Origin of the sequence: Gymnodinialimonas sp. 202GB13-11, from assembly GCF_040932485.1 — a bacterium.
Lineage (GTDB): Bacteria > Pseudomonadota > Alphaproteobacteria > Rhodobacterales > Rhodobacteraceae > Gymnodinialimonas > Gymnodinialimonas hymeniacidonis.
In genome coordinates, this window is the sequence record NZ_JBFRBH010000001.1 from 2,364,561 (window position 1) to 2,378,355 (window position 13,795).

Genomic DNA, 13,795 nt, shown 5'->3' on the forward strand with positions numbered 1-13,795 from the left:
CGGTGCAGACTCACTCAGCCATTAACCGGCTCACCAGAAGTGCAAGTTCGGGCTTTTTGCCGATCTCCTGATTGCAGGTCTGGCGCACGACCCGCTTGATCGACTCCTCCAGCTTGTCGTCATCCTCGATCACCTTCGCATCCAGACGCGGAAGCAGCTTGGCGATGTCGTCTTCGATCAACTCCTGCAGCGGCGCGCCGGAGGAACCAACTTCGGGCAGGCCTTTCAGCTGCACCCAGGCATCTTCCAGCATTTCGTCGCCTTCATCGACTATCAAAGCCACGACGACCATGCCGTTCAGCGCCATCTTCATCCGCTCGCGGATCACGCCGTCGAACTGACCGACAAAGGCCTCGCCATCCAGATAGGTGCGCCCTGTCTCGATATATTCCACGACACCCGGCGCGTTGCCCGACAGCTCCACCACCGAGCCGTTGGGCGCGACGATCCCCGCCATGCCCTTCGACGCCGCGAGCCGCGCATGTTCGCGGATATGGCGGAATTCTCCGTGGCAGGGGATCAGGATTTGGGGCTTCAGCACATCGTGCATCACTTCCAGATCGGGCCGGTTGGCATGGCCCGAGACGTGGTAGAAGCCGCTGTTGTCATCGACAATCTCAACACCGATTTCAGCCAGTGCATTCTGAATGTGCGCGACGGGCACTTCGTTGCCGGGTATGGTTTTGGACGAGAACAGGAACGTGTCGCCGTCCTTCAACTCATGGCCCAGGAACTTACCCCGGCTGAGGTTCGCTGACGCTGCGCGGCGTTCGCCCTGCGATCCGGTCACGATCAACATCAGGTTCTCACGCGGGACATCCAGCGCGTCTTCGGGCGATAAAGTCGACGGGAAATCGGTCAACACGCCTGATTCCACACCAGCCTTCACCATCCGTTGCATCGCCCGGCCCATCAGGCAGATCGAACGGCCTGCGGCTGCACCAGCCTCAGCAAGCGTCTTCACGCGCGCGATGTTGGACGCGAATGTTGTTGCCACGACCATACCGCTGGCTTGTGCCACCAGTGCGTTGATATGCTCCGGCAACTGACTTTCCGAGCGACCCGGATTGCGGTTAAAGACATTTGTGGAGTCGCAGACATAAGCCAGCACACCCTGGGCGCCGATCTCCGCCCACATGTTTTCGTCGAACGCCTCACCAACCAAAGGATCACGGTCGATCTTGAAGTCACCGGAATGCACGACCCTGCCCGCGTCAGTGTCAATCACAAGGGCCGAGGCTTCGGGGATCGAATGCGACACCGGCGCGAAGGATACGCGGAAGGGGCCGGCCTCAACCACCTCAGGGTAGGCGCCGACGACCTTGACCATGGCGCTGTCATGGCCCGCTTCCTCGATCTTGCGCGTGGCGTGGATCGCCGTGAAAGTCCGGCAGTAAACCGGCGCGCGCAGGCGGTTCCACAGGTGCCCAACCGCGCCCACGTGGTCCTCGTGCGCGTGCGTAATGAAGATACCGTCAATGCGGTCACGCCGCTCTTCCAGCCAAGCGACATCGGGCAGGATCAGGTCTACACCCGGCTGTCCGTCCATATCGGGGAAGGCAACACCCACATCGGCCACGATGAACCGCTCTGCCCCTTCCGGCCCATAGCCATAGACATAGCAATTCATCCCAATCTCCCCCGCGCCACCGAGGGGGAGGTACATCAGCCGGTTCCGGTCTGTCATGAGGGGGTGTTTTCCTTGTTATATTTATGAATGACCGTCAGGCCGTACATGGTGAGGTCGTCTTCGATGGTGTCAAATAGCAGCTCCCCTTGGGCGAACAAGGGGGCGAGGCCGCCGGTGCCAATGACTTTCATCGGCTTGCCGTATTCGGCCTTGATCCGTGCCGTTATGCCTTCGATCAGGCCGATATAGCCCCAGAAAACGCCGGATTGAATGCAGCCGACCGTATTGGTGCCGATCACCTTTTCTGGTTTCGTGATGTCGACATGGGGAAGCGCGGCCGCGCCAAGGGCCAATGCCTCCAGCGACAGGTTCACACCCGGCGCGATCACGCCGCCCACATAGGCACCATCTTCAGCAACCACGTCGAAATTCGTGGCCGTTCCAAAATCCACCACGACACAATCGCCGCCGTGACGCGCGAATGCGCCGGCGGCGTTGGCCAAGCGGTCAGGCCCCACTCCCGTGCCGTAATCCACGCGTGGCTCGATGGGCAGGGCGCAGTCGGGTTTGCCAACCACCCACGGGCGCAAGCCATAGAAACGGTCGCAGAAGACGCGCAGGTTGAAGACCACGCGCGGCACGGTGGATGAGATAATGACGTCGTCAATCTTCGGGTCGATCCCATAGTGGCCAAGCAGCGTGGAGAACCACGTGAAATAGGCATCCGCCGTCCGCGAATGATGGGTGGACGTGCGCAGCGTGCACAGCCAGCTTTCCCCATCCCAGATCGAGAAAACCGTGTTCGTGTTGCCGCAATCGATGCAAAGGAGCATGGGCGCGTCCCCCTAGAAATAGATATCCGCCGCCGCAATTCGGCGCGGGCCTTTGGGTGTTTCAAGCACAAGGTTGCCGGTCTCGTCCACGTCCGTGAATGTGCCGGTGAACTCTTCGCCCGGCAGGCGGGCGGTGATGACCTCGCCGATCCGGGCCGCGTGGGCGAGCCATTCGGTGCGGGTCGGGCCAAAGCCGTAGGTCGCAAGGCTGGCCTCATGTCGGGCGAACGCAGGGGCAAGCGCAACGAGGAAGTCTTCGGGTGTGGTGGTAACGCCAATCTCTCGCAGCGATACGGGGGCCACGGCATGCGGCTCCAAGGCGGCGGCTTCGGGGACAGCGGCCAGGTTCACGCCAACACCGATGATCAGGTGGCTGACGCCGCCTTTCCCGTCACCCACACTCTCTAGCAGGATGCCAGCCAGCTTTCCGCCGTGAAGCAGCACGTCATTGGGCCATTTCAGCGACAAGGCGCCTTCCGGGCATCCGACGGTAATCAACGCGTCGCGCAGGGCCAGTGACGCCGTGAACGACCGCAATGCAATCTGATCAACCGGGCCGTCCGGGCGCATGGTCAGCGAGGCTGCGAAGTTTCCCGCAGGCATAGACCATGCCCGACCGCGCCTGCCCCGTCCCGAAGTCTGGTTCAGCGCCAGCACCCATTCCGGACCCGCCAAGGTCGGTGCAGCCCGAGCGGCCTCCGCCATTGTGCTGTCGGTCTCAGCCAGGACGCGACGGCCCACGCCGGTGGGCCAATCGGTCATATCAGCGGGTCAGCATCGCAGCGGCGAGTTCCGCCGGGCCTTCGATCCCGAACAGGTTGATCCCCGGAACCCAGCCCAGGCCGATGACCAAGGCCATCGCGATCAGGCCCGCATAGGTCGCAAGGCCCATCCGGCCATCGAGGCCCTCGCGCGCCTCGCCGAAATACATCAGGTAGACGATGCGAATATAGTAGAACGCGCCGATGACGGAGGCGATCACGCCAGCAATCGCCAGCCAGACCATCCCGGCCTCAACCGCTGCGGCAAGCACCGCGTATTTGCCGAAGAAGCCCAAAAGCGGCGGGACACCGGCAAGGCTGAACATCAGGACCAACAGAGCCATCGCCTTGCCCGGCTCTTTCGAGGCAAAGGCGCTGAGCGAGGAAATGTCGGTCACATGCCGCCCGTCGCGTTCCATCGTCAGGATGAAGGCAAAAGTGCCGATATTCATCGCCACATAGATCGCCATGTAGATCAGCATCGCCTCAACACCGACAGCCGTGCCAGCAGCCAAACCCATCAGGGCAAAGCCCATATGGGAGATTGAGGAATAGGCCATTAGGCGCTTGATATCCGTTTGGCCAATCGCGGCGATTGCGCCGAGAAACATGGAGATCACAGCGAGGAAGGCCACAACTTGCTGCCAATCGCCAACAACACCACCGAACGCGTCATGCACAACACGGGCAAACAAAGCCATTGCTGCGACTTTGGGTGCGGTAGCGAACAAGGCAGTGACGGGCGTGGGCGAGCCTTCATACACATCGGGCGTCCACATGTGGAAGGGCGCAGCGGAGACCTTGAAGGCCAGACCGGCGAGGATGAAGACGAGGCCGAACAGAAGGCCAAGCGACAACTCACCGTTCGCCGCTTCGATGATGCCTTCGAATTGAGTCGTACCCGCAAAGCCGTAGGTCAGCGAGACGCCATAGAGCAGCAAGCCCGAAGACAGTGCGCCGAGGACGAAGTATTTCAGGCCCGCTTCCGTCGAGCGGACGCTGTCGCGGCGCAGGGAGGCAACCACGTAAAGCGCGAGCGACTGAAGCTCCAACCCCATGTAAAGCGCTAGCATGTCGCCTGCGGAAACCATGATCATCATGCCGACCACGGCCAGCACGATCAGCATCGGGAATTCGAAGCGAAGCAGGTTTGTCTTGCTCATGTAATCCTGGCTGATGGCAAGGATGCCTGCCGCCGCCAGAAGGATCGTGACCTTGGCGAAGCGGCTGAACGCGTCATCGACAAACATGCCGTCAAAGGCCGTGCGTGCGCCTTCGCCGGTGACGCCGATATAGAACGCCATGATCACAAACAGCAGCGCCGTGCCCCAAGTGAGCGCAGGCGCAAGGCCGTCTTTCGACGTGTAGACCGCCGCCATCAACCCGCCCATCGCGAACAGCGACAGGACGATTTCCGGCGTCAGAATGGCAAGGTCAGCTCCGATCATATCAGGCGTCCTCTAGTGGTTCGCGGCGACATGGGTGTGTGGCTCAAACGCCGCCACCGCCACATCGTAGTTTTCAACAAGGGCACCGACCGAGGGGCCGATCACATCGGTCACAAGGCTGGGGTAGACGCCCAAAAGGATGGTCATCACGATCAGCGGCGCAAAGATCGCACGCTCACGCGGGGTGATGTCCTGAATGGTCTTGAGGCTTTCCTTGATCAGATCGCCGAACACGACCCGACGGTAGAGCCACAACGCGTAGCAAGCGCTCAGGATAACACCGGTCGCGGCGAAGACGCCGACCCATGTGTTGACCTGGAAGACCCCGATCAGAGTCAGGAATTCACCCACGAAGCCGGAGGTGCCGGGCAGGCCCACATTGGCCATGGTGAACAGCATAAAGATCAGCGCATAGGCCGGCATCCGCACGACCAACCCGCCATAGGCGTCGATGTCGCGCGTGTGCATCCGGTCGTAGATCACGCCGACACACAGGAAGAGCGCGCCGGAGATGAAGCCGTGGCTGATCATCTGGAAGATCGCGCCGTCAACGCCGTTCTGGTTCGCGGCGAAAATACCCATGGTCACGAAGCCCATGTGTGCGACGGACGAATAGGCGATCAGCTTCTTCATATCCTCCTGCACCATCGCCACAAGCGAGGTATAGACGATGGCAATCACGCTCATCCAAAGGACCAGCGGTGCCAGCAGGTCAGAGGCGACCGGGAACATGGGCAGGCTGAACCGCAGGAAGCCGTAGCCTCCCATCTTCAGCAGAACCGCCGCCAGAATGACGGAGCCTGCCGTAGGGGCCTGAACGTGCGCGTCGGGCAGCCATGTGTGCACCGGCCACATCGGCATCTTCACCGCGAAGCTGGCGAAGAAGGCGAGGAACAGCATCGTCTGCAACCCGCCGATGACCTGAATGCCCAACACGTTGAACGTTTCCGTCGCGAAGTTGTGCGTCAGAAGTTGCGTGATGTCGGTTGTGCCCGCATCCACATACATCGCGATCATGGCGACCAGCATCAGGACCGAGCCGAGGAAGGTGTAGAGGAAGAACTTGAAGCTCGCGTAAATGCGGTTCTTGCCCCCCCAGATGCCGATGATCAGGAACATCGGGATCAGGCCCGCTTCGAAGAACAGGTAGAAAAGCACCAGATCGAGGGCCACGAAGACGCCGATCATCAGCGTCTCAAGCACCAGCATCGCGATCATGTATTCCTTCACGCGATGCGTCACGCCCCAGCAGGACGCAATGGTGATCGGCATCAGGAAGGTCGTCAGCATCACGAAAAGGATCGAGATGCCGTCCACGCCGACGCGATATTGGAGGCCGAAGAGCCATTCGCTCTCTTCAACCATCTGGAAGCCAGTGTTCGTGGCGTCGAACTGGACCAACAGGAACAGCGACACGAGGAAGGTGGCAGCGGTGGCCGCCAGCGCCAGCCGCTTGGCATTCAGTTGCGCCGCTTCGTCATCGCCACGCAGGAACACGGCCATGATGATGGCCGCAACCGCAGGCAGGAAGGTGACGATGGAGATCAGGTTATCCATGATTTCTTATCCTGCGCTCAGCGTCATCCAGGTGACGAGGATCACGATCCCGAGCACCATGGCGAAGGCGTAGTGGAAGATGTAGCCGGATTGCAGCCGGTTAAGCGTGCGCGTGAAGAACGGCACTATGCCCATGGCCAGCCCGTTGATCCCGCCGTCGATCACAGCCCCATCGCCGCCTTTCCACAGGAACCGGCCAAGCCATTTCGCGGGCCGCACGAAAAGGAAATCGTAGGCTTCGTCAAAGTACCACTTGTTCAGCAGGAAGTTGTATAGCGGGCGCTGCTGCGCCGCGAGGCGTCCGGGAAGCGACGGGTTCACAATGTAGAAGACATAGGCCGTCACGAAACCCAACAGCATCGCGAAGAAGGGCGCAAGCTTGACCCAGGTCGGCACAGCATGGGCATCATTCAGGACATGGTTGTCGGGCGCATGGTGAATGGCCCCCTCACCGGGAGCGCCAGTGAAGACGTAATGCGTCTCACCCGCATGATCGCCTGCATCGGCGTGTTCTTCATCTGCATGTTCATCGCCATGGCCCTCATCGCCATGCTCTTCTTCACCATGGCCCGCATCCGCATGCTCTTCGCCATGATGCTCTTCCGCCGCATAAGGCACGCCGAAGAACTGGGCGACATAGTTGGTTTTGCCGAAGAAGCTGCCGTACCAGACCATGCCCGCGAACACCGCCCCGACGGCCAGCGCGCCAAGCGGAACTAGCATGGTCATGGGGCTCTCGTGTGCATGATCGTGGGTGTGCTTGTCGCCCCGCGGCTCGCCGTAGAACGTCAGGAACATCAGGCGCCACGAATAGAAGCTGGTGAAAAGCGCACCGACGACCAGCATCCAGAACGCGAATTCACCAAGGCCCGGACCAAACGCATAGGCGCTTTCGATCACGGCATCCTTCGACACAAAGCCTGCAAAGCCGACCGGAAAGCCGAAATACAGAAGCGGGATACCGACACCAGTGATCGCCAGCGTACCAAGCATCATCGCCCAGAACGTGTAAGGGATTTTCTTTCGCAGCCCGCCGTAATTCCGCATGTCCTGCTCATGGTGCATCGCGTGGATGACCGAGCCCGCGCCAAGAAACAGCATCGCCTTGAAGAAGGCGTGGGTCAGTAGATGGAACATGGCGACGGAGTAGACGCCCACGCCCGCGGCCACGAACATGTAGCCAAGCTGCGACATGGTCGAATAGGCGATCACACGCTTGATGTCGTTCTGCACGAGACCAATCGTGGCCGCCACAAAGGCCGACAGTGCGCCGACGATGATGATGAAGTTACCAGCTAGGGGCGCGTATTCGATCAACGGCGACATGCGGCAGACAAGGAAGACCCCCGCCGTCACCATGGTCGCCGCGTGGATCAGCGCCGACACAGGCGTCGGACCCTCCATCGCGTCCGGCAGCCAGACATGCAGCAGAAGCTGCGCGGACTTGCCCATCGCCCCGATGAAGAGGAAGAAGGCGATCATCTCAGCCGCGTTCAATTCCATGCCAAGGAAGGTGATCGACATCGTAGCGATCTCCGCACCCATCGGCAGGATCACATCGAACTGGATCGAGTCCGTCATCCAGAAGATCGCGAAGATGCCGATCAGGAAGCCGAAATCACCGACACGGTTGGCAATAAACGCCTTCATCGCCGCCGCACCGGCAGAGGGTTTGCGATAGTAGAACCCGATCAAAAGATAGGATGCGACCCCCACCCCTTCCCAGCCGAAGAACAGCTGCAGCAGGTTATCTGCCGTGACAAGCATGAGCATCGCAAAGGTGAAGAACGACAGGTAGGCGAAGAACCGGGGGCGGTAGCTTTCACCCTCCTTGAAGTTCTCGTCATGGGCCATGTAGCCGAACGAATACAGGTGGACCAACGCCGAAACGCTGGTGATCACGATCAGCATGACCGCCGTCAGACGGTCGATCCGGATCGCCCAATCGGTGAAGAGCGTGCCGCTCTCAATCCAGGTCAGAACACTCTCGGTGTAATAGCCGTTGTCATGGGCGCTCGGGTCGAAGGTCAGGAAGATGACCCAGCTGAGCAGACATGACAGCGCCAACATCAGCGTGGCCACGACACACGCCGCCTGCTCGCCGATCAACCGCCAGGAAAACCCGCAGATCAGCGCGCCAACGATGGGGGCGAAGAGAAGGATTTGTTCCATGGTCTCAGCCCTTCAGATTGTCGACGGCTTCCACGTCGACCGTGCCGCGGTTGCGGAAGAAACAGACAAGGATGGCAAGGCCGATGGCGGCCTCAGCCGCCGCAACCGTCAGGATGAACAGGGTGAAGACCTGCCCCGTCAGATCGCCCAAGAACGAAGAGAACGCGACCATGTTGATGTTCACGCTCAGCAGCATCAATTCCAGTGACATCAGGATGATGATGACATTCTTCCGGTTCAGGAAGATGCCGAAAATCCCAATGACAAACAGCGCCGCAGCGACCGTCAGGTAATGTTCGAGACCTATGGTCATGTCTGTCCCTCCGGGGATATTCCCCGATTAGTCGTTCTTGCGATGCAGTGCCTTAAAGGCCCTGCCCCGGCTTCACATCCTTCAGTTCCATCGCCTGTGCCGGATCGCGCATCATCTGGGCGACCGGGCTCTGGCGCTTGACGTCCACGCGGTGGCGCAGCGTCAGCACAATGGCACCGACCATCGCGACCAGCAGGATCAGGCCCGAAATCTGGAAAAGCAGGAAGTAATCGTCGTAAAGGATCAGGCCGAGGGCCTGCGTGTTGTGCGCCACATCTAAGGGCGGCGCGGGGTTGCCGAGGCGCTGGTCAATGCCTTCCGAGAACTCCCACGAGCCATAGGCCAGCGTCAGCTGCATCAACAAAACAACGCCGATCAGCCCTGCGACCGGCACGTATTTCGCCATCTCGGCCTTCAACTCGGCAAAATCCACGTCGAGCATCATGACCACGAACAGGAACAGCACCGCGACCGCGCCCACATAGACGATGATCAGCAGCATCGCGACGAACTCTGCGCCGAGCAGCACGAACAGGCCCGCCGCGCTCAGGAAAGCCAGGATCAGCCACAGCACCGAATGCACCGGGTTCTTGGAGGCAACCGTGAACAGCCCGCCCGTGATCACCGACAGCGCGAACAGATAGAAGGTAAAATCAGCTACGGTCATGCCTCGTCCCCCTGGATCGCTTCTTGCGCCAGTTCCATGGCCTTCGTCATCGCGGGCACCCCGCCAAACATCGCAGCCACACCAATGGTTTCCGCAATCTCCTGCTGCGTGGCACCCGCCTCAATCGCGTGGCGCACCGTCAGCCGGATCTGCGCCTCGGCCACGGCGCCCTGCACCGTCAACCCCAGAAGCGTCAGCAACAGCCGCGTCTTCGCATCCAACCCGCCGGGGTTGAACTGCTTGCCCATGAACGCCTCCAGCATCTCTGCCGGAACGGTGGGCCACATCTTATCCATCGAGGTCGGCGTGAACGACGCCATCGCCGGATTGACCGCTTTCAGCCATTCCTGCGTCATGTCCTGCGTCTGCTTGAACAGCGCCTCGAAGGGGTTCTGATCGCTCATCGGTAGGGCGCGTCCAATTCAAGGTTTTTGGCAATCGCCGCTTCCCAACGTTCACCGTTATCAAGCAGCTTTTCCTTGTCGTAGAACAGCTCCTCCCGGGTCTCCGTCGCAAACTCGAAGTTCGGCCCTTCCACGATGGCATCGACCGGGCAGGCCTCCTGACAGAAGCCGCAATAGATGCACTTCGTCATGTCGATGTCGTAGCGGGTGGTGCGACGCGATCCATCTTCGCGCGGCTCGGCATCAATCGTGATCGCCTGCGCGGGGCACACGGCCTCGCACAGTTTGCACGCGATGCAGCGCTCCTCGCCATTTGGATAGCGGCGCAGCGCATGTTCACCCCGGAATCGTGGGGACAGAGGCCCCTTTTCGTGCGGGTAGTTCACCGTGACCTTGGGCGAGAAGAAGTATTTCATCCCCAACCCAAAGGCTTTGAAGAAGTCGGTGAACAGAAAGTATTTCGCAGCGCGGGTATAGTCGATCTGGGTCATTGATCAGCCTCCGATCGCAAAGCGGGCGTAGAACCCGCCGAACACTTCGAACTTCGCCATGAAGGCCACGAACACCACCCAGAAGAGCGAGAACGGCAGGAACACTTTCCAGCCCAGACGCATCAGCTGATCGTAGCGGTAGCGCGGCACAATCGCCTTCACCATCGAGATGGCAAAGAATACCAACAGCATCTTGCCCACCATCCACAGCGCGCCATCAGGCAGGCCGGGAATGGGCGACAGCCAGCCGCCGAAGAACAGCAACGTCATCAACGCGCACATCAGGAAGATGGCGATATATTCGCCCGCCATGAACAGAAGGAACGGCGTGGCGGAGTATTCGACCTGATAGCCCGCGACCAGCTCCGACTCAGCCTCCGGTAGATCGAAGGGCGGACGGTTGGTTTCGGCCAGGGCGCTCACAAAGAACAGCATCACCATCGGCAGATGCGGCAGCCAGTACCAGCCAAGTAGGCCGTACCCGGTGTCCTGCGCAGCAACGATATTGCCGAAGTTCATCGAACCGGTGGAGATGATCACACCGATGATGATCAAGCCGATGGAGACCTCATAGGAAATCATCTGCGCGGCGGAGCGTAGGGAGCCCAAGAACGGGTATTTCGAGTTACTCGCCCATCCGCCCATGATCACGCCGTAAACCTCAAGCGAGGACATGGCGAAGACATAGAGGATGGCGACGTTTAGATCGGCCAAAACCCAAGTATCATTGAACGGAATGACCGCCCAGGCGATGATTGCCAGCACGAAAGACGTCAGCGGCGCGATGAAGAACACCGGCCTGTCCGCGCCCGCCGGCACCACAACTTCCTTGATGATGTATTTGAACGCGTCCGCCACGGCCTGCAGCAAACCGAAGGCGCCCACAACGTTCGGGCCACGGCGCATCATTACGGCGGCCCAGATCTTGCGGTCGCCGTAGACGAGCATCAACAGCGAGATCATCACGAACGCGATCACCAACAGGCATTGCGCCGCGATGATCAGGATGATCCCGAGGGTGGTATCGAAAAATTCCATCGGTCGTTCGTCCCTTGGCTCGGGCCCTTGTCGATCTTCTTATCAGACCGACGGTATCCCTTGCTCCGCGCAATCTGCCGCAACCACCTGAGCCTCGAGCGTCTGCAACCCGCGCGGGAGTTCCGGCGAGATGGTGTAAACCGCATCTGCGACCCAAACGCCACCCTCTTCCGTGATACTTGTGCGCACATGTCGCGCAAAAGTATAACCGCGGATCAGCGTGTATTGCGCGGCAGCGCAGCGGGTATAGGCATCAAGGTCGGCACGAGTGGCGACACCTGTCATTTGCGCGCGAAAATTCACCAGATCATCGTCCAGCAAACGCGTTTCGATTCCGTCGTAAGTGGCCGGTGGCGCCTGTTCGAGTGTCGGCCCCTCGGTCTCAGGCACACATCCCGCGATCAAAGCAGCTGCGCAGACACCCGTCAGGGTGGATAAGGGGCTGCGCAGCATGGGCTTTATTCCGCCGCCATCGGCGCGTCTCGCCGCGCTTTGGCATTGGCGCTGAGCTCCGCCATCAGGCTGGAGGCCCGCGTGATCGGGTTGGTCAGGTAATGATCCGCGATGGGAGAGGCGAAATCACCCGAGCCAAGCGCGCCAAGCGGCAGCGCGTCGCCCTCATTCTCGGCCACATCGTCGATCATCGCCAGATGCGGGGCGTCTTTCACCATCTCAGCCCGCAGCGCGCCAATCGTGTCGAACGGCAGCGTCGCGCCAACTTCAGCCGACAAGGCCCGCAGGATCGCCCAGTTCTCGCGCGCATCGCCGGGCGGGAAGCCCGCGCGCATCGCCAGCTGGGGCCGCCCTTCGGTGTTCACGAAGAGGCCCTGCTCTTCCGTGTAGGCCGCACCCGGTAGGATCACATCGGCCCGGTGCGCGCCGCGATCCCCGTGGGAGCCTTGGTAGATCACAAACGGACCAGCCGCGATCTCAACCTCATCGGCACCCATGTTGTAGACAACAGCAGCATCTTGGACCGCCGCCATTGCATCGGGGTTCGTTGCCCCCACATCCATCGCACCGACGCGGCCTGCCGCCGTGTGAAGCACCAACAGCTTTGAATTCATCGCAGCGGCTGCAGCCTGTGCATGGGCCAAGACTGCCTCGCCATCTTCGCCCTGCAAAGCACCCTGTCCGATGACCACTATGGAATTCTTCTCCTTCACATCGCCGAATTTGTGCTCCGTCAGCTTTTTCAGTGCCGCGCGATCCGTGCCCATGTGGACATATTCATATGTCAGATCAACGGGTTCGCCGATAAGCGCCACATTGGCACCCTTGCTCCATGCTTTGCGAATACGCGCGTTCAGAACCGGTGCTTCAACACGCGGGTTCGTCCCGATCAGCATGATGTACTCTGCATCGTCGAGATCTTCGACAGAAGCCGTGCCGACGTAAGCCGCGCGGTTGCCCGAGGGCAGCTTCGCGCCATCGGTGCGGCATTCGACAACACCGCCCTGCCCTTCAACCAAAGCCTTCAGCGCAAACGCCGCTTCGGTCGAGGCCAGATCACCGACCAGACCGGCCAGCTTGGACGCGCCTTTGATCTTCTCAGCGGCCAGACCCATCGCCTCGCCCCAGCTTGCCGGGCGCAGCTTGCCGTTCTCGCGGATGTATGGCTTGTCGAGCCGCTGGCGGCGCAACCCGTCCCAGACATAGCGCGACTTGTCGGACAGCCATTCCTCGTTCACGCCGTCATGGTTGCGCGGCAGGATACGCATGACCTCACGGCCCTTCGTGTCAACGCGAATGTTCGACCCCAACGCATCCATCACGTCGATGCTTTCGGTCTTGGTCAGTTCCCATGGGCGCGCAGTAAAGCTGTAAGGCTTCGACGTGAGCGCACCGACCGGACAGAGATCGACGATATTGCCCTGCATCTCTGACTCGAGCGTCTGACCCAGATAGGAGGTGATCTCCGAATCCTCACCCCGACCCGTCTGCCCCATCTCGGGCATACCGGCGACTTCGGTGATAAACCGCACGCAGCGGGTGCAGGAAATGCAGCGCGTCATCGCGGTGCCGACCAATGGCCCCAGCTCCAGCTCGGTCGCGGCGCGCTTGGGCTCGCGGTAACGCGAGAAGTCCACGCCGTACGCCATGGCCTGATCCTGCAGGTCACATTCGCCGCCCTGATCGCAGATCGGGCAATCGAGCGGGTGGTTGATGAGTAGAAACTCCATCACCCCTTCGCGGGCCTTCTTCACCATGGGGGAATTCGTCTTGATCACCGGCGGCTGGCCCTCAGGCCCGGGGCGCAAGTCTTTCACCTGCATCGCACAGGAGGCGGCGGGTTTCGGCGGGCCGCCCACAACTTCCACAAGGCACATCCGGCAATTGCCCGCGATGGACAGACGCTCGTGATAGCAGAAACGTGGAATTTCGATCCCGGCCTGCTCACAGGCCTGGATCAGGGTCATGGCTGGATCAACTTCGATCTCGTTCTCATCGATGATGATCTTGCGCAAATCGCTCATGGGG

The 13,795-nt window shown here is 60.6% G+C and carries 13 protein-coding genes; all 13 read right to left on the reverse strand.

Annotated features, from left to right (window positions below; translation table 11 throughout):
• Positions 1–10: 10 nt before the first annotated feature.
• The 13 genes from V8J81_RS11840 to nuoG are packed head-to-tail and all read right to left on the reverse strand — an operon-like array spanning position 11 to position 13,791.
• Entirely contained in the window at positions 11–1,687 is a 1,677-nt protein-coding gene (locus V8J81_RS11840; RefSeq protein WP_368475952.1) for a ribonuclease J, read from the reverse strand.
• Positions 1,684–2,463, reverse strand: a complete 780-nt coding sequence (locus tag V8J81_RS11845; protein WP_368475953.1) for a type III pantothenate kinase — start codon at positions 2,461–2,463, stop codon at positions 1,684–1,686. Before V8J81_RS11845 ends, V8J81_RS11840 begins: the two co-directional genes overlap by 4 nt.
• Before the next feature lie 12 nt (positions 2,464–2,475).
• Positions 2,476–3,225 (reverse strand): biotin--[acetyl-CoA-carboxylase] ligase, encoded by a 750-nt coding sequence (locus tag V8J81_RS11850; RefSeq protein WP_368475954.1) that lies wholly within the window; start codon positions 3,223–3,225, stop codon positions 2,476–2,478.
• A gap of 1 nt (position 3,226) precedes the next feature.
• Entirely contained in the window at positions 3,227–4,672 is a 1,446-nt protein-coding gene (gene nuoN / locus V8J81_RS11855; protein WP_368475955.1) for an NADH-quinone oxidoreductase subunit NuoN, read from the reverse strand.
• 12 nt (positions 4,673–4,684) lie between these two features.
• Entirely contained in the window at positions 4,685–6,229 is a 1,545-nt protein-coding gene (locus tag V8J81_RS11860) for an NADH-quinone oxidoreductase subunit M (RefSeq protein ID WP_368475956.1), read from the reverse strand.
• 6 nt (positions 6,230–6,235) lie between these two features.
• A complete protein-coding gene (gene nuoL / locus V8J81_RS11865) occupies positions 6,236–8,401 on the reverse strand; it encodes an NADH-quinone oxidoreductase subunit L (protein WP_368475957.1) in 2,166 nt (721 codons plus the stop codon).
• A gap of 4 nt (positions 8,402–8,405) precedes the next feature.
• Positions 8,406–8,714, reverse strand: coding sequence for an NADH-quinone oxidoreductase subunit NuoK (nuoK, locus tag V8J81_RS11870; protein ID WP_368475958.1), 309 nt, complete (start codon positions 8,712–8,714; stop codon positions 8,406–8,408).
• 52 nt (positions 8,715–8,766) lie between these two features.
• Positions 8,767–9,381 carry an NADH-quinone oxidoreductase subunit J gene (locus tag V8J81_RS11875; protein WP_368475959.1) on the reverse strand — a complete coding sequence of 205 codons (615 nt, stop codon included), beginning with the start codon at positions 9,379–9,381 and terminating at the stop codon, positions 8,767–8,769.
• Positions 9,378–9,785 (reverse strand): carboxymuconolactone decarboxylase family protein, encoded by a 408-nt coding sequence (locus V8J81_RS11880; protein WP_368475960.1) that lies wholly within the window; start codon positions 9,783–9,785, stop codon positions 9,378–9,380. The genes V8J81_RS11875 and V8J81_RS11880 overlap by 4 nt, the downstream gene beginning before the upstream one ends.
• Positions 9,782–10,276 carry an NADH-quinone oxidoreductase subunit NuoI gene (gene nuoI / locus V8J81_RS11885; RefSeq protein WP_368475961.1) on the reverse strand — a complete coding sequence of 165 codons (495 nt, stop codon included), beginning with the start codon at positions 10,274–10,276 and terminating at the stop codon, positions 9,782–9,784. The genes V8J81_RS11880 and nuoI overlap by 4 nt, the downstream gene beginning before the upstream one ends.
• A 3-nt stretch (positions 10,277–10,279) precedes the next feature.
• Positions 10,280–11,314 carry an NADH-quinone oxidoreductase subunit NuoH gene (gene nuoH / locus V8J81_RS11890; protein WP_368475962.1) on the reverse strand — a complete coding sequence of 345 codons (1,035 nt, stop codon included), beginning with the start codon at positions 11,312–11,314 and terminating at the stop codon, positions 10,280–10,282.
• Positions 11,315–11,356: 42 nt separating this feature from the next.
• A complete protein-coding gene (locus tag V8J81_RS11895) occupies positions 11,357–11,767 on the reverse strand; it encodes a YNQ4 family lipoprotein (protein WP_368475963.1) in 411 nt (136 codons plus the stop codon).
• Positions 11,768–11,772: 5 nt separating this feature from the next.
• Positions 11,773–13,791: an NADH-quinone oxidoreductase subunit NuoG gene (gene nuoG / locus V8J81_RS11900; protein ID WP_368475964.1), complete on the reverse strand. Its 2,019-nt coding sequence runs from the start codon at positions 13,789–13,791 to the stop codon at positions 11,773–11,775.
• Between the last annotated feature and the right edge of the window lie 4 nt (positions 13,792–13,795).